Below are 17,731 nucleotides of genomic sequence, written 5' to 3'. Positions count from 1 at the left end.
CGATAAAGGGGTGGGATCTGGCGTACGAAGCCGTCATCTGACAGCGTTCGATTACACCCAAGCTTAGGACTGGCCAAAGAAAAAGGCCCCGGCGAGCGCCGGGGCCTTGGTTCTGCTGAGCGCGGTGGGCTCTAGTTGCGGAACACCGCCGACATGGAGCTGTCGTGCGGGCCTTCGCGGAACTGCTGGAGCTCGTTGCGGCCGACCACCATGTGGTGGACCTCGTCCGGGCCGTCGGCCAGGCGCAGGGTGCGGGTGTTGGCGTACATGCGGGCCAGCGGCGTGTGCTGCGAGACGCCGAGCGCGCCATGCATCTGGATCGCCTGGTCGATGATCTTGCAGACCCGCTCGGGCACCATGGCCTTGACCATATGGATCCAGACGCGCGCCTCCCGGTTGCCCAGCACGTCCATGGCCTTGGCGGCCTTGAGCACCATCAGGCGCATGGCCTCGATCTCGATCCGCGCGCGGCTGACGATCTCGATGTTGCCGCCGAGCTGGATGATGGGCTTGCCGAACGCCACCCGGCTCATGCCGCGGGTCACCATCAGGTCCAGCGCCTTTTCGGCCGAGCCGATGGCGCGCATGCAGTGGTGGATGCGGCCCGGGCCCAGGCGGAGCTGGCTGATCTCGAAGCCGCGACCTTCGCCCAGCAGCATGTTGGACGCCGGCACGCGCGCGTTGTTGAAGCGGATGTGCATGTGCCCGTGCGGCGCGTCGTAGTCGCCGAACACCTGTTGGCCGCCCACGATCTCCACGCCTTCACAAGGCAGCGGCACCAGGATCTGCGACTGCTGCAGGTGCGGCGGGTCGTTCTCGCCACCGGTCTTGACCATGGTGATCATGACCTTGCAGCGCGGGTCGCCGGCGCCCGAGATGTAGTGCTTCTCGCCGGTGATGACGTACTCGTCGCCAACACGCACGGCGCGGGTGTCGATGTTCTTGGCATCGGAGCTGGCGGTGTTCAGCTCGGTCATGCAGTAGGCCGAGCGGATCTTGCCCTCGAGCAGCGGCTTCAGCCACTTCTCCTTCTGCTCGGGCGTACCCACCCGTTCCAGCACTTCCATGTTGCCGGTGTCCGGCGCGGCGCAGTTCATGATCTCGGACGCGAGCCGGTTCTTTCCCAGCTCCACGGCGATATAGGCGTAGTCGAGGTTCGACAGGCCCTCGCCGGTTTCGGCGTTCGGGAGGAAGAAGTTCCAGAGGCCCTGGGCCTTGGCCTTGTCCTTCGCGGCTTCCAGCACCTCGAGCTGGCCGGGGGCGTAGTCCCATACGTCCGGACGGCCTTCGCCCAGGCGGTGGAACTCCTCGGAGGCGGGCTCCACCACCTCTTTGATGAACTGCTTCACCTGGTTGTAGAGCGGGAGCGCCTTGTCTGACATGCGCAGGTCGTTGAGTTCGTCCTGCGGGCTCAGCGTGAAGCTCGACTGCGGACGTTCGGCGGCGTGCATGGTCATTCCTGGTCGCTCCCAATCGGCGGGCCGGCGGCCGCCGGCGATTGAGCGCATCAGACCACGTTCAAACAACTGTTTCAATGCGCCTCAGTGCGACCAATGCCCTTGCGGCAGCGACCGCGCCGTCCGGGGGAGGACGAACGGCGCGGCCTCCGGCGCTAGGCGGCCTTCGGGCGGGGGCCGTCGATTACGTCTCAGGTCAAGTCTTCGGACCGCTTTCAGGCCACCCGGCGGACCGGCCCGGTGAGCTTCGCCTCGGCCTCGCCCATGTAGTCGCGGGTGATGGGCAGCACGTCGACGCGCTTGGCGAGCTGCACCTGGAAGACGAAATGGCCCCGATGGCGGAAGGCCATCTCGGAGATGCCGAGATAGAACTCCCACATCCGGCAGAAGCGCTCGTCCATCATGCCGGCGATCTCCTCGCGCTGAGCTGCGAACCTCTGGCGCCAGGCCTTCAGCGTCTCGGCGTAGTGGAGACGCAGGATCTCGATGTCGGTGACCATCAGGCCCGCGCGCTCGATCGCCGGCAGCACTTCCGACAGCGCGGGGATGTAGCCGCCCGGGAAGATGTACTTGGCGACCCAGGCGTTGGTGACGTTTGGACCCTCGGGCCGGCCGATGGAGTGGATCAGGGCCACGCCGTCGTCCTTCAGCAGGCGCGCCACCCCGTCGAAATAGGCCTGGTAGTTCGGCCGACCCACATGTTCGAACATGCCGACCGAGACGATGCGGTCGTAAGGCCCGGGCACGTCGCGATAGTCCGTCAGCGAGAAGTTCACGCGGCCCGCGAGGCCCTTCGCCTGCACGCGCTCCTGGGCCAGGGCGAGTTGTTCGGTGGACAGCGTGATCCCGTCGACCTCGGCTCCGGTCTCCTCGGCCAGCGTCAAGGCCATGCCGCCCCAGCCGCAGCCGATGTCCAACACCTTATGGCCGGGCTTCAACGCCAGCTTCGCTGCTATGTGACGCTTCTTGGCGAGCTGGGCTTCCTCCAGCGTCATGTCGGGTCGCGCGAAGTAGGCGCAGGAGTACTGCATGTCCTCGTCGAGGAACCGCCGGTAGAGCTCGTTCGAGATGTCGTAATGGTGGGACACGTTTCGGCGCGCCGCGCGCCGATGGTTCGCTTCGCGCTTCCGGTCGCGCAGCCAGCGCCGGAGCGGCCCGCGCTTCTTCCGCATCTTGAACTTCGCGTTGGCGCCGATGAGGTCGATGAACTGACCGATCTCGCCGCGCTCCAACACGAGGCCGCCGTCCATATAGGCTTCGCCGACGCCCAATCCCGGCTTGGCGGCGATCCGCGCCGCCCACATGGGGCTGGTGATCCGGGCGACCAGCGGCGGACCTTCGCCGTTTCCGAGCTTGAGGGTGCGTCTGCCCGGCAGCTTCAGCGTCAGGTCCCCTTCGCGGACGGTGTTCTGGAGGACGGACTGCAGGCTCATCACCTCACCCTGTCTCTTCGACGCGACGAAGGGCCGCTGTGCGGCCACCCCTGTGACATGGGGAACCGTTGAAGCTGCGCAACGGCGAAGTCTTGACTCGGGAAGGCCGTTTTCCTAACTCCCCACCGACGTTAGCACTCAGGGGCAGCGACTGCTAACAGCAGGCTCCGAGGCCGCTTCCGTCACCGGAAATTCAAACCACACCGTCTCGAACGGAGAAAGATCATCATGGCGTTTCGTCCTCTGGGAGACCGCGTCCTCGTCAAGCGCGTCGAGGAAGAAGAGAAGACCAAGGGCGGGATCATCATCCCTGACACGGCCAAGGAAAAGCCGCAGGAAGGCGAAGTGATCGCCGTCGGCCCCGGCGCCCGCGACGACAGCGGCAAGGTTGTTGCCCTCGACGTGGCGGTCGGCGACCGCATCCTTTTCGGCAAGTGGTCCGGCACCGAGGTGAAGCTCGACGGCCAAGACCTCCTGATCATGAAGGAAAGCGACATCCTGGGCGTCGTCGCCTAAGCGGCGCGCGAGTCCAGAACGCCTTTCCGAACACCCCTTAGAGAAAGAGAACCATCATGGCTGCGAAAGACGTCTATTTCGCTTCCGACGCGCGCGATCGCATGCTGCGCGGCGTCAACATCCTCGCCAACGCGGTGAAGGTGACCCTGGGCCCGAAGGGCCGCAACGTTGTCATCGAGAAGTCCTTCGGCGCCCCGCGCTCGACCAAGGACGGCGTGTCGGTGGCCAAGGAAATCGAGCTGACCGACAAGTTCGAGAACCTGGGCGCCCAGCTGATCCGCGAAGTCGCTTCGAAGACCAACGACAAGGCCGGTGACGGCACCACGACCGCCACGGTCCTGGCGCAAGCCATCGTCGTCGAGGGCCTGAAGTCGGTCGCCGCCGGCATGAACCCGATGGACCTGAAGCGCGGCGTCGACAAGGCGGTCGCCAAGGTCATCGAAGAGATCAAGGCCAACGCCAAGAAGGTCTCGGCCAACAGCGAGATCGCCCAGGTCGGCACCATCTCCGCCAACGGCGACCTGGAAGTGGGCGAGATGATCGCCCGCGCCATGGAAAAGGTCGGCAACGAAGGCGTCATCACCGTCGAGGAAGCCAAGACCGCCGAGACCGAACTCGACGTCGTCGAAGGCATGCAGTTCGACCGTGGCTACCTGTCGCCGTACTTCATCACCAACGCCGAGAAGATGGAAGCCGAGCTCGAAGAGCCGCTGATCCTGCTCTTCGAGAAGAAGCTCGCCTCGCTGCAGCCCCTGCTGCCGGTGCTGGAAGCCGTGGTGCAGTCGGGCCGTCCGCTGCTGATCATCGCTGAAGACGTCGAAGGCGAAGCGCTGGCGACTCTCGTGGTGAACAAGCTGCGCGGCGGCCTGCGGGTCGCGGCCGTCAAGGCTCCGGGCTTCGGCGACCGCCGCAAGGCCATGCTGGAAGACATCGCGATCCTGACGGGCGGTCAGCTGATCTCGGAAGACCTCGGCATCAAGCTCGAGACCGTGACCCTCGACATGCTGGGCCGCGCCAAGAAGGTGTCGATCACCAAGGACGACACCACGATCGTCGACGGCGCCGGCGACAAGGCCGGCATCGAAGGCCGCGTGGCGCAGATCAAGAAGCAGATCGAGGACACCACCTCGGACTACGACAAGGAAAAGCTGCAAGAGCGTCTGGCGAAGCTCGCCGGCGGCGTTGCGGTGATCCGCGTCGGCGGCGCCACCGAAGTCGAAGTGAAGGAAAAGAAGGACCGCGTCGACGACGCCCTGAACGCGACCCGCGCGGCCGTGGAGGAAGGCATCGTCCCCGGCGGCGGCGTCGCCCTGCTGAAGGCCTCGAAGGTTCTCGACGGCTTCAAGGGTGACAACGACGACCAGGAAGCCGGCGTCGCCATCGTGCGCCGCGCTCTGCAGGCCCCGATCCGTCAGATCGCCGAGAACGCCGGCGTGGAAGGCTCGATCGTGGTCGGCAAGGTGCTGGAGAACGGCTCGGCCACCTTCGGCTTCAACGCCCAGACGGAAGAGTACGTCGACCTCGTGCAGGCCGGCGTCATCGACCCGGCCAAGGTGGTCCGTACGGCCCTGCAGGACGCCGCCTCGGTGGCCGGCCTGCTGATCACGACGGAAGCCGCGATCGTCGAAGCCCCCAAGAAGGGCGGCGCTGGCGGCGCCCCGGGCGGCATGCCCGGCGGGATGGGCGACATGGACTTCTAAGTCCGACGCTCAGACGCGAAGATCGAGGGCGGGGCCGCAAGGCTCCGCCCTTTTTCTTGGGCCTCAGCCGACGATGGCGTCGACGGCGGCGTCGTATTCTTCCTGAGCGTCGTCCACCTCGCGCTGGACCACCGCACGCTCGGCGTCGGTCGTCACCTGCTCGAGCAGCAGCTTGGCGTCCTCCAGGCGGGCCTCCGCCGCCTTCCAGCGGGCGTAGCCGGGGTGGTTCTCGATCGACACTTCCAGTCTCCGAAGCTGACGTAGCGGCGGGCGCGGCGGCTGCTAGGCTGACGCTTCAAACGCAGGACAATCCGCCATGGCCGACTCCAACGTCCCAATCGCCGACGAGGTGCTGTACGAGGTCCGCGAGCACATCGCCACCATCACGCTCAACCGGCCCGACCGGATGAACACCATCTCCGGACCGATGCTGAGCCAGCTCTCGGAGCTGCTGCTCAAGGCCGACCGCGATCCGGAGGTGCGCGCCATCATCCTGACGGGCTCCGGCAAGGCGTTCTGCGCCGGCCTCGATCTGAGAGGCGCAGGCGAAGGCAAGCTCGGCCTGGAAGGCGCTTCCGCGCCGACCAACCTCGACCTGCGCTCGACGCCGCCGACGGTGCTGTTCAACCTCGATACGCCCACCATCTGCGCGCTGAACGGCTCGGCAGCGGGCTATGGGCTCGACACCGCGCTGGGCTGCGACATGCGGATCGCCGCCGAGGGCGCGAAGTTCGCAGTGGCCTTCACCAAGCGCGGCGTGGTGCCGGAGTCCGGCGGCACCTGGCTGCTGCCGCGGCTGGTCGGCTGGTCAAAGGCCGCCGAGCTGATCTTCACCGGGCGAACCCTGAGCGCCGAAGAAGCCGTAAGCTGGGGCCTCGCCTCCCGGGTCGTGCCCGCCGATCAGCTTCAGGCCGAGGCGCGCCAGCTCGCAGCCGAGGTGGCGGCGAACGCTCCCCTGGCCGTACAGGCGGCCAAACGGATGATGCGCATGGGACTGTCCGAAGGGTTCGACGAGCACGTGCATCACGTGTTCCTGCAGCTGATGCCGCTGGTGCGCACGAAGGACTTCGGCGAAGCCGTTGCCGCCTTCATGGAGAAGCGGCCGGCGAAGTTCGAGGGACGCTAGCGCCGCTCGCGGTCGTCGCGGGCGATCATGCTGCCGATCCAGCTGACCACGCCGGTGACGATGGCAGCCAGCACGCCCGGGATAAGACCGTCCACGTGGAAGCCGCCCAGAAGCATGGCCACGAGGCCGATCATGGCGGCGTTCACCACCAGCAGGAACAGGCCCAGCGTCACGATTGTCAGCGGCAGGGTCAGGATGAAGACCACCGGCCGGACGATGGCGTTGACGACGCCCAGCAACACGGCCGCGACGACCAGCGTGCCGGTGTTGTCGATCGACACGCCGGGGACGATGGCGGAAGCGATCCAAAGCCCCAGAGCGGCGAACACCGCTCGGACAAGGAACTTGAGCACCGACGAGCCTCCTTCGAAAGCCTGGCCCTAGATGGCGGCAGGACCGGCAGTTCCGCAAGGGAGCTTAGGCCTCGGCCCTCTCCAGGACCGGCACATGGGGCGCCAGCCGGCCCCCGACGCGGATCGGCTCGATACGCTTGGCCAGACCCGTCTTGTCGTCCGTCTCCAGAAAGACGCCGCAGACGGTGGCCGGACCCTCCGCGGGCTTGTAGCGGCCGCCGGAGATCTTGGTGGTGAACCGACGCAGCGGCTCTTCCTTCTGGTTGCCGATCACGCTGTCGTAGTCGGCGCAGGCGCCGGCGTCGGTCTGGTAGGCCGTGCCGCCGGGCAGGATCTGGGCGTCGGCCGTGGGCACATGCGTATGAGTGCCGACCACCAGACTGGCCCGGCCGTCGCAGAAGTGGCCCATCGCCATCTTCTCGCTCGTCACCTCCGCATGGATGTCGACGATCACCGCGTCCGCCACGGCGCCCAGGGGCGCGGCCTCCAGCTCGCGGTCGACCGCCGCGAAGGGATCGTCCAGCGGATCCATGTAGACCCGACCGAGCAGGTTCACGACGAGCACGCGGCGGCCGCTGTCGGTGTCGAAGAGCTGGGCGCCGCGTCCCGGCGCCTGGGCCATCGGCGGATAGTTCAGCGGCCGGATCAGCCGGGGCTCGCGGACGATGTAGGTCAGGGCCTCCTTCTGGTCCCACGAGTGGTTGCCCAGGGTGAGGCAGTCGGCGCCGGCGTCGAAGAGCTCGTTGGCGGTGGCCTCGGTGATGCCGAAGCCGGCGGCGGCGTTCTCGGCGTTGACCACCACGAAATCGAGGCCGAGCTGGCGCTTCAGGCCCGGCAGGAAGGTGGCGAGCCCGTCGCGGCCGGCGCGTCCGACCACGTCTCCGAAGAAGGCGAGTTTCATCGCGCCTCCTTAGCGACCGCGATGAATTCCGTCTCGGTCAGAATGGCGTCCAGCGGCTGGTCGTGCGGCTCCATCGGGATCTCGTCGAGTTCCTGGCCGGCATAGGCCAGGCCCAGAACGAAAACCGGCTTGGTGGCGCGAAGGTTCGAGAGCGTGCGGTCGTAGTGCCCGGCGCCCTGCCCGAGGCGGCCGCCGCGGCGGTCGAACGCCAGCAGCGGGCAGATCACCAGATCGGGCTCCACGGCGTCGGTCCAGGGCGGAGGCGCGGGGATGCCGAAGGCGTCGGGCTCCAGCGGCGTCCGGGTGTCCCACAGGCGGAACTCGAGGGGTTCGTCGCGGCTGACGGCCGTGGGCAGGGCCGGCACGGCGCCCAGATCGGCCAGGCGCAGCATCAGCGGCCGGGGATCGATCTCGGAGCCCTGGGCGACGTAGCCGGAGAAGCTGTCGAACGCCGGCAGCTGGTCGAGCGGCAGGCGCTCGGCGGCAAGGGCTCCGGCGCCTGCGATGTCGGACGCGAGGCGTCGCCGAAGGCGGCGCAGCTCCTGCCGGAGCGAGGTCTTGTCCAGGGCGAGGCTCACCCGCCCCTTATAGAGGAGAAAGGTGGCGGCGCCGCGAGAGCCGTGAAGGACTGTTTCATCCCCTCGACCTGGTAGACCAGGTGGGCGCCGTATACCCAAGGCCACGGCCAAGGGCAGGGACAGCTCCCTTCGAGTGAATTAAGGTCGCTGGGATATGTCGCCTTCGACGAGAGCCGCAGCAGGACCCGCCGGACGTCCAAGGTAGTGCGCCTGAGGCCCTGTCTCAAGCGCGGCCCGTCCGCGCAGCGGCGGATTTTCCCTTCAAGCCGGGCCCCGCCTTCACTAAGTCTCAGCCCGTGACCGCCGAAACCATCGCTCCCGCCCCCTCGCTGGCCCGCCTGGCCAACGACCTGACGCGCGACCTGATGCGCCCGAACCCGCGCATCTACTGGGCGGACCTCATCGCCACGGCCGCAGTCACCTACCTCAGCCTTTTCGTCGCCGTGACGGCGCGTGGGGCGTGGGCCCTGGTCGCCGCAGCGGTTTGCGTCCTGGCGCTCTATCGCGCGGTCAGCTTCATCCACGAGCTGACGCACCAGCGCCGGGACGAGCTGCCGGGCTTCCACCTCGGCTGGAACCTGCTGATCGGGGTTCCCTTCCTGACGCCCTCGCTGCTGTACGAGGGCGTCCACATGCTGCACCACGCCAAGGACCGCTACGGCACGGCCCGCGACCCCGAGTACATGCCGCTGGCGCGGCGGCCGCTGAGCAGCCTCCTGGGCTTCGTCCTCGTCGCCCTGCTCGCGCCGGTGGGCGTGATCCTGCGTTTCGCCGTGCTCGCGCCCGTGTCGTTCCTCATCCCGCCGCTGCGGCGCTGGGTGATCGCCAAGACCTCGGCCATGACGATCAACACCGAGTTCTCCCGCGAGGATTTCGACCGCGCCGGCAAGGCGCCGTGGCTGGCCCAGGAGATCGCCTGCTGGCTGTGGAGCTGGGCGGTGATCGGCCTGGCCGCCGCCGGCGTGATCCCGATCCGGGCGATCGTGATCGCCGTGGCGATCTATGCGGTCTTCGCCCTCGTGAACCAGCTCCGCACCGCCGTTGCCCACTACTGGGAGAACGACGGGAGCATGATGACCTTCGAGGGCCAGTTCCTCGACAGCGTGAACGTTCCGCCGCCGGCTCTCCTGCCGTTCCTGTGGGCGCCGGTGGGCCTGCGCTACCACGGCCTCCACCACCTGCTGCCGCGGATGCCCTACCATAACCTCGGCAGGGCTCACGCCCGGCTGGTGGGCCATGTGCCCGCCGACCACCCCTATCGCCAGGTGGAGCAGCCGGAACTCGTCCCGGCGCTGCGCCGCCTGATCCGCAAGGTCCGCTAGGCGGCCTCGTCCGTCGCCAGCTTCTCGATCCGCTTGGCGGCCGCCTCGAGGGCCGCGACGGCCTTGGACTCGATGCGCGCGCGCTCGGTCTGGAGCTTGCCGACCTCGACCTGGAGCGCCGCCAGGCGGTTCTTCGCGTCCGCAAGCTCGTCGGCCAGCAGCAGGGCGCCCATCAGGAACAGCCGGGTGTCGCCGAGCTGGCCCATGTCCTGGGACACGTGGCGGACCTGCTGGTCGAACATCCGGGCCAGCTCCTGCAGGTGCTGCTCCTGGCCGTCCTCGCAGCCCACCACATAGGGGCGACCGTTCACGTCGACGGTGATCTGGGCCATGGCTACTGCTCCGCCGGCGCCTGCCCGGCGAGGGCGGCGCGGATCTCTTCGATGGCCTTGCCGAGCGCGACCGACGCCTGGGCGCCGGCCTCCTCCAGCTCGCGCTCCCGCGCGCGGGAGCGGTCCAGCTCGGCGGCGAGGTTGGCGCGATCCTGGTCGAACAGGCCGCCGACCTCCGCCCCGGCCTGACGCAGCTTCTCGGAGAGCCGTTGCTCCAGTACGTGGACAGCGCGCTCCAGCCGTTTGGCGGCCAGGTCCAATGCGCTCTCGCCCGGGTTCATGCGTGACTCCCCAAAGGCTTACAGGCCTCTTCTAAAGCGCGTCGCTTGCCTTGGGAATCGGCCCGTTTCTTGACCCCCGCGCCCTCACGTGCGAGGCCGCGCCGCATCCGCCGTTAACGACTCGCGAAAGACCTCCATGCCCGCGCCGACGAAGCTCATGGCCGACGCCATCCGTGTCCTCTCCATGGACGCCGTCGAGCAGGCCAACTCCGGCCACCCCGGCATGCCGATGGGCATGGCCGACGTGGCGACCGTGCTGTGGACCAAGTTCCTGAAGTACGACGCCGCCCGGCCGGACTGGGCGGACCGCGACCGCTTCGTGCTGTCGGCCGGCCACGGCTCGATGCTCCTCTACAGCCTGCTGCACCTGGCGGGCGTGAAGGCGGTGAGCCTCGACAGCCTGAAGGCCTTCCGCCAGCTCGGCTCCAACACGCCGGGCCACCCCGAGTTCGGCCACACGCCGGGCGTCGAGACGACCACCGGCCCGCTGGGCCAGGGCCTGGCCACCGCCGTCGGCATGGCCATCGCCGAGCGCCACCTGGCCGCCCGCTTCGGCGGCGACCTGGTCGACCATCGCACCTGGGTCGTGGCGGGCGACGGCTGCCTGATGGAGGGCGTCAGCCACGAGGCGATCAGCCTGGCCGGCCGGCTGAAGCTCGCCAAGCTGACGGTCCTCTGGGACGACAACGACATCACCATCGACGGCCACGTCGGCATCTCGGACGCCACGGACCAGCTCGCCCGCTTCAAGGCCGCCGGCTGGGCGACCAAGCGCATCGACGGCCATGACGAGGGCCAGATCCGCCGGGCCCTGGCCTGGGCGGTGAAGCAGGACCGGCCGACGCTGATCGCCTGCAAGACCATCATCGGCAAGGGCTCGCCGACCTTCCAGGGCACCCACGACGTCCACGGCAAGGCGCTCGGCAAGGACGAGGTCGCCAAGACCCGCGAGAACCTCGGCTGGCCGCACGAGGCGTTCGTCGTGCCGGACGAGGTCTACAAGCCCTGGCGCGCCGCCGGCCGCCGCGGCGCCAAGCTGCGCAAGGCCTGGGAGGCGAAGCTCGCGGCCTCGACCGTGCGCGGCGACTTCGAGCGCGCCATGGCCGGCGAGCTGCCGAAGACCGCCTTCGCCGCCCTGGACCAGTTCATCGCCGACGCCGAGGCGAGCGCGCCCGCCGCCGCCACCCGCCAGCACTCGGGCGCGGTGCTGGAGAAGATCTTCGGCGAGATCCCCGAACTCGTGGGCGGCTCGGCCGACCTGACGGGCTCGAACAACACCTACGTCAAGAACACCAAGATCCTGGACGCCCCCGACTACGCCGGCCGCTACGTGAACTACGGCGTGCGCGAGTTCGGCATGGCCGCGGCCATGAACGGCATGGCGCTGCACGGCGGCGTCATCCCCTACGGCGGGACCTTCCTGGTGTTCAGCGACTACGCCCGGCCGGCGATCCGGCTGGCGGCCCTGATGGGCGTCCGCGTGATCCACGTCGGCACCCACGACTCCATCGGCCTGGGCGAAGACGGCCCGACCCACCAGCCGGTGGAGCACCTGGCGTCCTTGCGGGCGATGCCGAACCTCAACGTCTTCCGTCCGGCCGACGCGGTGGAGACGGCCGAGTGCTGGAAGCTGGCGCTGGACGCCAAGACGAAGCCCTCGGTGCTCGCCCTGTCGCGTCAGAAGACGGCGGCGGTCCGCACCCAGCCGATCGGCGAGAACCTGTCGGCCCGCGGCGCCTACCAGCTCGCCGCCGCCAGCCTGCCGGCTCAGGTGACGATCTTCGCCAGCGGCACCGAAGTCCCCGTGGCCCTGGGCGCCAAGGACCTGCTGGAGGCCGAGGGCATCGGCGCCCGCGTCGTCTCGGTCCCAAGCTTCGAGCTCTTCGAGACCCAGCCGACCGACTACCAGGAGACCCTGATCGGCGAGTCCGAGGTGAAGGTCGCCGTGGAGGCCGGCGTGCGGATGGGCTGGGACCGCTTCATCGGCGCCGACGGCGTGTTCGTCGGCATGACCGGCTTCGGGGCCAGCGGCACCGACAAGGCGCTCTACCAGCACTTCGGCATCACGCCCGAGGGCGTTGCGGCCGCGGCCAAGGCGCGCCTGAGCTAGACGATGCGCCTCGGCACGCCGCTTTCGCCAACCGCCGTCAGGGTCATGCTCCTGGGCTCGGGCGAGCTCGGCAAGGAGGTGGCCATCGAGCTGCAGCGGCTGGGCTGCGAGGTGATCGCCGTCGACCGCTATCCCGACGCGCCGGCGATGCAGGTGGCGCACCGCAGCCACGTGATCGCCATGACCGACGCGGCCGCCCTGCGGGCGCTCGTCGAGGCCGAGCGGCCGCACCTGATCGTGCCGGAGATCGAGGCCATCGCCACCGACGAGCTGGTGCGCATCGAGGCCGAGGGGCTGGCGACGGTCATCCCGACGGCGCGCGCCGCCCAGCTCACCATGAACCGCGAGGGCATCCGCCGTCTGGCGGCCGAAGAGCTGGGCCTGCCGACCAGCGCGTACGCCTTCGCCTCGTCGGAGGACGAGCTGTCCAAGGCGGCCGCCGAGGTGACCGGCTTCCCCTGCTTCGTGAAGCCGGTGATGAGCTCGTCGGGCAAGGGGCAGTCCTACGTCGAGGGGCCGGAGCAGATCGCGGCGGCCTGGCGCTACGCCCTGGAGGGCGGCCGGGTGGAGCAGCCGCGGGTCATCGTCGAGGGCCGCGTGGACTTCGACTTCGAGATCACCCAGCTCACCGTCCGCAGCCTGAAGGGCGGCGAGGTCCAGACCAGCTTCTGCGCCCCCATCGGCCACCGGCAGGTGAAGGGCGACTATGTCGAGAGCTGGCAGCCGCAGCCGATGAGCCCGGCGGCGCTGGCCCGCAGCCGCGAGATCTCGGCCGCCGTGACGGAGGCCCTGGGCGGCGTCGGCATCTTCGGCGTCGAGCTGTTCGTGAAGGGCGACGAGGTCTGGTTCTCGGAGGTCTCGCCGCGGCCGCACGACACCGGGCTGGTGACGCTGGCGACGCAGGCGTTCAGCGAATTCGCCCTGCATGCGCGGGCGATCCTCGGCCTGCCGACGGACGTGGCCCTGCGCGAGCCGGGCGCGAGCGCGGTGATCTACGGCGGGATGGACGCCCGGGGCATCGCCTTCGAGGGCGTGGCCGAGGCGCTGGCCGTGTCCGGCGCGGACCTGCGGCTGTTCGGCAAGCCGGAAGCCTATGAGCGGCGGCGGATGGGCGTCGCGCTGGCGCGCGGCGGCGACGTCGAGGATGCGCGGGCCCGAGCGCGCGAGGCGGCGGCCAAGGTGCGGCCGGTCTCGGAGTAGGGCGGCGGGGGCCGCTTTTTCGAACCACGAACGAACACGAACCCACACGAACGGGTCGGCGCATGCGGTGCGAGCCCGGAAGCGCATGCGCTTCGGGAGGAAGGCGCGCCCGAGGCGCGCGACAAGTCTCAAACTCTGAGGAATGACGACCGAACCGTTCGTGTCGGTTCGTGTCCGTTCGTGGTCGATCCTGCAGCGGCGGGATCAGGCGGAGCTTTGGAAGCCCTCGCGGGCATCCGCCCCGGGATATGAGGGCGGCGGCTCGGCCCTGAGGTCGAGCTTTGCGATGAGGCGGTCGGCCTGTTGTTCGACGGTGAGGTCGAGGAAGCGTTCGTCGAGGCTTTCGAAGTCGAGGACGCGGTCGTACTCGGCCAGGAGGCCCTCGTCCTCCCAGTCGGCTTCGCGCCAGGTGAGGGTCTCGACACGGTGGCGGACCGCATCCCAGCGATCCTGGCTGCGCTCCCTGTGGGCGGCCTCGGCGCGGCGGGTCTCCTCACGGTCGAGGCTGCGGATGTCCTTCCGCAGCTTCACGCGCAACGCATAGGTAAGGCGGATGGAGCGGGCGCAGCGGTCGAGGGGCTCGGCCAGGGCCTGGAGTTCGGCCGCATCCTCGGCGGCCTCGATGCGGCCCTGGATCTTCTGGATCAGCGCGAACTGGACGTCGGCCACGGCCGCGAGGCGGGCGTCGATCTCTTCCAGCATGTCGGCGTCGCTGATCATGAACAAACGAAGAACATAAAAGGTGCCTTGAGTCAAGGAAAAGCTGCGACGTCCTGCGGAACAGGCTTGACCTTGGCGCGTTGCAGGCGCGGCGCCGGCCAGGGGACATGCGCCGCCCGCAATCCATTGTCGCCATTCGTGTTCTTCCAGGGGTTGACTTCACCGGCCTCCCCTTGAAGAACCCGGCCACACGAAATTTCCAGGAGGTCTCCGCCCATGCCCGTTCGCGTCGCCATCAACGGTTTCGGTCGCATCGGCCGCCTGGTCCTGCGCTCGATCATCGAACATGCGCGGACGGACATCGAGGTCGTGGCGATCAACGACCTGGGCCCGGTGGAGACCAACGCCCACCTGCTGCGCTACGACAGCGTGCACGGCCGCTTCCCGGCTCAGGTGACGGTGAACGGCGACACCATCGACGTGGGCCGGGGCCCCATCAAGGTGACGGCGATCCGCAACCCGGCCGAGCTGCCGCACAAGGACCTGGGCGTCGACATCGCGCTCGAGTGCACCGGCCTGTTCACCGCCCGCGACAAGGCGGCCGCCCACCTGGAAGCCGGCGCCAAGCGCGTCATCATCTCGGCGCCGGGCGACGGCGTCGACAAGACCATCGTCTATGGCGTGAACCACGACACGCTGACCAAGGACGACCTGATCATCTCGAACGCCTCGTGCACGACGAACTGCCTGGCCCCCGTGGCCAAGGTCCTGCAGGACCTGTGCGGCATCGAGCGCGGCTACATGACGACGATCCACTCGTACACGGGCGATCAGCCGACGCTGGACACCATGCACAAGGACCTCTACCGCGCCCGCGCCGCGGCCATGTCGATGATCCCGACCTCGACCGGCGCGGCCAAGGCCCTGGGCCTCGTCATCCCCGAACTGACCGGCAAGCTGGACGGCTCCTCGATCCGCGTGCCGACCCCCAACGTCTCGGTCGTCGACCTGAAGTTCGTGCCGGGCAAGACGGTCACCAAGGACGAGATCAACGCCGCCATCGAAGCCGCCGCCGCCTCGGGCCCGCTGAAGGGCATCCTGGCGGTCACCAAGGAGCCGCTGGTGTCGATGGACTTCAACCACGTCCCGGCGTCCTCGACCGTGGCCCTGCCGCAGACCCAGGTGATCGACGGCGGCCTGGCCCGCGTCCTGTCCTGGTACGACAACGAGTGGGGCTTCTCGACCCGGATGAGCGACACCGCCGTCGCCCTGGGCAAGCTGATCTAGGACCCGCCGACCGCTGCGCGCTTCCAAGCCGTCATCCCGGCCTGAGCGCAGCGGAGAGCCGGGACCCAGGTAGTGTGGCCGTGCGGCCGGCCCTGGGTCCCGGATCGGCCTTCGGCCGTCCGGGATGACGTGAGTGGGATGACCCGGTGAGCCAGAGCTTCAAGACCCTCGACAACGCGGACCTCTCGGGCAAGCGCGCCCTGGTGCGCGTGGACTTCAACGTGCCGATGGCCGACGGTCGGGTGAGCGACGACACCCGCCTGCGCGCCGCCCTGCCGACCATCGAAAAGCTCCGCGCGGGCGGCGCCAAGGTGGTGCTGCTGGCCCACTTCGACCGGCCGAAGGGCAAGCGCGTGCCGGAAATGAGCCTGAAGCCGGTGGTCGAGCCGCTGTCGAAGCTGGTCGGCGCGCCGGTCGCCTTCGCGGACGATTGCGTGGGCGAGGATGCCGCGAAGGTCGTGGCCGCCATGCAGAACGGCGACGTCGCCCTGCTGGAGAACGTCCGCTACCACGCCGGCGAGGAGAAGAACGATCCCGAGTTCGCGGCCGCGCTGGCCGCCAACGGCGACCTCTACGTCAACGACGCCTTCTCGGCCGCCCACCGGGCGCACGCCTCCACCGAGGGCCTGGCGCGCCTGCTGCCGGCCTATGCGGGCGAGCAGATGCGCAAGGAACTGGAGGCGCTGGACGCCGCGCTGGGCAACCCGAAGCGGCCGGTGATGGGCATCGTCGGCGGCGCCAAGGTGTCGACCAAGCTCGACCTGCTGAACAACCTGGTCGGCAAGCTGGACTACCTGGCCATCGGCGGCGGCATGGCCAACACCTTCCGCTTCGCGCAAGGGTTCGAGATCGGCGGCTCGCTCTGCGAGAAGGACATGGCCGACACCGCCCGCGAGATCCTGGGCAAGGCCGAGGAAGCCGGGTGCAAGGTGATCCTGCCGTCGGACGTCATCGTCGCCACCGAGCTGGCGGCGGGCGTTCCCACGCGGACGGTCGACCTGGAGGCAGACAAGGTCTCGGCCGACGAGAAGATCTTCGATATCGGCCCCAAGACCCTGGCCGCCGTGAAGGCCGCCATGGCCGAAAGCCGCACCCTGATCTGGAATGGTCCTTTCGGGGTGTTCGAGGTGCAACCCTTTGATAGAGCCACCGTTGAAGCTGCGCAGGAAGCCGCGTCGCTGGCGAAGGCCGGCAAGCTGGTGGCGGTCGCCGGCGGTGGTGATACGGTTGCGGCCCTGAATGCGGCGCGCGCGGCCGACGACTTCACCTTCGTCTCCACGGCCGGCGGCGCGTTTCTGGAATGGATGGAAGGCAAGGAGCTGCCCGGCGTGGCGGCCCTCATTTCGTAAGGGGAATGTAGGCGATGGCCCGGATTACGCTCCGACAGCTACTCGATCACGCGGCTGAGCACGGCTACGGCGTGCCGGCGTTCAACATCAACAACATGGAACAGGCGCTGGCGATCATGGAGGCCGCCGAGGCCACCGACTCGCCGGTGATCATGCAGGCGTCGCGCGGCGCGCGCTCGTACGCCAACGACATCGTGCTGAAGCACCTGATCGACGCGATGGCGGAGATGTATCCGCACATCCCGATCTGCATGCACCAGGACCACGGCAACAACGAAGCCACCTGCGCCACCGCGATCCAGTACGGCTTCACCAGCGTGATGATGGACGGCTCGCTGATGGCCGACGGCAAGACGCCGGCCGACTACGACTACAACGTCCGCGTCACCCGCAACGTGGTGGACATGGCCCACTGGGTCGGCGCCTCGGTGGAGGGCGAGCTCGGCGTGCTGGGCTCGCTCGAGACCGGCATGGGTGAAAAGGAGGATGGCCACGGCTTCGAGGGCAAGCTCGGCCACGACCAGCTGCTGACCGATCCCGACCAGGCGGTCGAGTTCGTGAAGGCCACCGAGGTCGACGCGCTGGCCATCGCCATGGGCACCAGCCACGGCGCCTACAAGTTCACGCGCAAGCCGGACGGCGACGTCCTGGCCATGAACGTGATCGAGGAGATCCACCGCCGGCTGCCCAACACCCACCTGGTGATGCACGGCTCGTCGTCGGTGCCGCAGGACCTGCAGGACCTGATCAACAAGTACGGCGGCGAGATGCCCCAGACCTGGGGCGTGCCGGTGGAAGAGATCCAGCGCGGCATCAAGCACGGCGTGCGCAAGATCAACATCGACACGGACAACCGCATGGCCATCACCGCGGCCATCCGCCAGGTGTTCCATGAGAAGCCCGGCGAGTTCGACCCGCGCGGCTACCTGAAGCCGGCCAAGGAAGCCATGCGCAAGGTCTGCGTCCAGCGGTTCGAGGAGTTCGGCACCGCCGGCCACGCCGGCAAGATCAAGCCGATCCCGCTCTCGGCCATGGCCAAGCGCTACGCCTCGGGCGAACTGGCGCCGAAGATCGGCATCACGGCGGTCGCCGCCGAGTAGCAATTCGCTCCAGGCCTCCCCTTCAT

18 protein-coding genes, 1 other RNA gene and 1 pseudogene are annotated in these 17,731 nt (G+C 68.6%); 10 read left to right on the top strand and 10 right to left on the bottom strand.

The window, feature by feature from the left end:
* Positions 1-131: 131 nt before the first annotated feature.
* Positions 132-1,457: an acyl-CoA dehydrogenase family protein gene (locus tag ACO2Q0_RS10150; protein ID WP_423351370.1), complete on the bottom strand. Its 1,326-nt coding sequence runs from the start codon at positions 1,455-1,457 to the stop codon at positions 132-134.
* Between the two features lie 215 nt (positions 1,458-1,672).
* Positions 1,673-2,890 carry a class I SAM-dependent methyltransferase gene (locus ACO2Q0_RS10145; RefSeq protein ID WP_423351369.1) on the bottom strand — a complete coding sequence of 406 codons (1,218 nt, stop codon included), beginning with the start codon at positions 2,888-2,890 and terminating at the stop codon, positions 1,673-1,675.
* A 228-nt stretch (positions 2,891-3,118) separates the two neighbouring features.
* Here ACO2Q0_RS10145 and groES point away from each other — a divergent pair, with 228 nt between their 5' ends.
* Positions 3,119-3,406, top strand: coding sequence for a co-chaperone GroES (gene groES / locus ACO2Q0_RS10140; RefSeq protein WP_423351368.1), 288 nt, complete (start codon positions 3,119-3,121; stop codon positions 3,404-3,406).
* A 56-nt stretch (positions 3,407-3,462) separates the two neighbouring features.
* A complete protein-coding gene (gene groL, locus ACO2Q0_RS10135; protein ID WP_423351367.1) occupies positions 3,463-5,106 on the top strand; it encodes a chaperonin GroEL in 1,644 nt (547 codons plus the stop codon).
* Between the two features lie 63 nt (positions 5,107-5,169).
* On the opposite strand, the gene ACO2Q0_RS10130 is transcribed toward groL, so the two are convergent.
* Complete coding sequence (locus tag ACO2Q0_RS10130; protein WP_423351366.1) at positions 5,170-5,346, bottom strand: hypothetical protein; 177 nt, start codon at positions 5,344-5,346, stop codon at positions 5,170-5,172.
* Between the two features lie 76 nt (positions 5,347-5,422).
* Here ACO2Q0_RS10130 and ACO2Q0_RS10125 point away from each other — a divergent pair, with 76 nt between their 5' ends.
* Positions 5,423-6,232, top strand: a complete 810-nt coding sequence (locus tag ACO2Q0_RS10125; protein WP_423351365.1) for an enoyl-CoA hydratase/isomerase family protein — start codon at positions 5,423-5,425, stop codon at positions 6,230-6,232.
* On the opposite strand, the gene ACO2Q0_RS10120 is transcribed toward ACO2Q0_RS10125, so the two are convergent.
* The 4 genes from ACO2Q0_RS10120 to ssrS all read right to left on the bottom strand — a co-directional run bounded on the left by ACO2Q0_RS10120 (position 6,229) and on the right by ssrS (position 8,249).
* Positions 6,229-6,585, bottom strand: a complete 357-nt coding sequence (locus ACO2Q0_RS10120; RefSeq protein ID WP_423351364.1) for a phage holin family protein — start codon at positions 6,583-6,585, stop codon at positions 6,229-6,231. The genes ACO2Q0_RS10125 and ACO2Q0_RS10120 overlap by 4 nt on opposite strands.
* A gap of 64 nt (positions 6,586-6,649) precedes the next feature.
* The gene (locus tag ACO2Q0_RS10115; RefSeq protein ID WP_423351363.1) at positions 6,650-7,486 is read right to left on the bottom strand and encodes a TIGR00282 family metallophosphoesterase; all 837 of its coding nucleotides are present in this window, start codon (positions 7,484-7,486) and stop codon (positions 6,650-6,652) included.
* Positions 7,483-8,064, bottom strand: a complete 582-nt coding sequence (locus ACO2Q0_RS10110; protein ID WP_423351362.1) for a 5-formyltetrahydrofolate cyclo-ligase — start codon at positions 8,062-8,064, stop codon at positions 7,483-7,485. Before ACO2Q0_RS10110 ends, ACO2Q0_RS10115 begins: the two co-directional genes overlap by 4 nt.
* 24 nt (positions 8,065-8,088) lie before the next feature.
* Positions 8,089-8,249, bottom strand: a non-coding RNA gene (gene ssrS, locus ACO2Q0_RS10105) — 6S RNA.
* A gap of 111 nt (positions 8,250-8,360) precedes the next feature.
* Between ssrS and ACO2Q0_RS10100 the strand changes: the two genes are divergently transcribed.
* On the top strand, positions 8,361-9,386 hold the full coding sequence (locus ACO2Q0_RS10100; RefSeq protein WP_423351361.1) for a fatty acid desaturase family protein: 1,026 nt from the start codon (positions 8,361-8,363) through the stop codon (positions 9,384-9,386).
* Here the strand turns inward: ACO2Q0_RS10100 and ACO2Q0_RS10095 are convergent.
* Positions 9,383-9,718 (bottom strand): cell division protein ZapA, encoded by a 336-nt coding sequence (locus ACO2Q0_RS10095; RefSeq protein ID WP_423351360.1) that lies wholly within the window; start codon positions 9,716-9,718, stop codon positions 9,383-9,385. The genes ACO2Q0_RS10100 and ACO2Q0_RS10095 overlap by 4 nt on opposite strands.
* A 2-nt stretch (positions 9,719-9,720) precedes the next feature.
* Positions 9,721-9,999: a DUF4164 family protein gene (locus ACO2Q0_RS10090; protein WP_423351359.1), complete on the bottom strand. Its 279-nt coding sequence runs from the start codon at positions 9,997-9,999 to the stop codon at positions 9,721-9,723.
* Between the two features lie 136 nt (positions 10,000-10,135).
* Between ACO2Q0_RS10090 and tkt the strand changes: the two genes are divergently transcribed.
* Positions 10,136-12,109: a transketolase gene (tkt, locus tag ACO2Q0_RS10085; protein ID WP_423351358.1), complete on the top strand. Its 1,974-nt coding sequence runs from the start codon at positions 10,136-10,138 to the stop codon at positions 12,107-12,109.
* 3 nt (positions 12,110-12,112) lie between these two features.
* Complete coding sequence (gene purT / locus ACO2Q0_RS10080) at positions 12,113-13,309, top strand: formate-dependent phosphoribosylglycinamide formyltransferase (RefSeq protein ID WP_423351357.1); 1,197 nt, start codon at positions 12,113-12,115, stop codon at positions 13,307-13,309.
* A gap of 204 nt (positions 13,310-13,513) precedes the next feature.
* Here purT and ACO2Q0_RS10075 read toward each other — a convergent pair whose 3' ends face one another.
* A complete protein-coding gene (locus ACO2Q0_RS10075) occupies positions 13,514-14,029 on the bottom strand; it encodes a hypothetical protein (protein WP_423351356.1) in 516 nt (171 codons plus the stop codon).
* A gap of 216 nt (positions 14,030-14,245) precedes the next feature.
* Between ACO2Q0_RS10075 and gap the strand changes: the two genes are divergently transcribed.
* The 4 genes and pseudogenes from gap to fba all read left to right on the top strand — a co-directional run bounded on the left by gap (position 14,246) and on the right by fba (position 17,705).
* Positions 14,246-15,256: a type I glyceraldehyde-3-phosphate dehydrogenase gene (gene gap, locus ACO2Q0_RS10070; protein WP_423351355.1), complete on the top strand. Its 1,011-nt coding sequence runs from the start codon at positions 14,246-14,248 to the stop codon at positions 15,254-15,256.
* Between the two features lie 32 nt (positions 15,257-15,288).
* Positions 15,289-15,406: pseudogene (locus tag ACO2Q0_RS10065) on the top strand (hypothetical protein); the annotation flags it as partial.
* A complete protein-coding gene (locus ACO2Q0_RS10060) occupies positions 15,403-16,605 on the top strand; it encodes a phosphoglycerate kinase (protein WP_423351354.1) in 1,203 nt (400 codons plus the stop codon). The pseudogene ACO2Q0_RS10065 and the gene ACO2Q0_RS10060, both read left to right, overlap by 4 nt.
* Positions 16,606-16,619: 14 nt before the next feature.
* Entirely contained in the window at positions 16,620-17,705 is a 1,086-nt protein-coding gene (fba, locus tag ACO2Q0_RS10055) for a class II fructose-bisphosphate aldolase (protein ID WP_423351353.1), read from the top strand.
* The last annotated feature ends 26 nt before the right edge of the window (positions 17,706-17,731 follow it).

The sequence above is a fragment of the Phenylobacterium sp. VNQ135 genome (genome assembly GCF_049445735.1).
In the GTDB taxonomy this organism is placed as follows: Bacteria; Pseudomonadota; Alphaproteobacteria; order Caulobacterales; family Caulobacteraceae; genus Phenylobacterium.
Note: the sequence above shows the minus strand (reverse complement) of the source record. Positions and strands in the feature narration are given on the sequence as shown.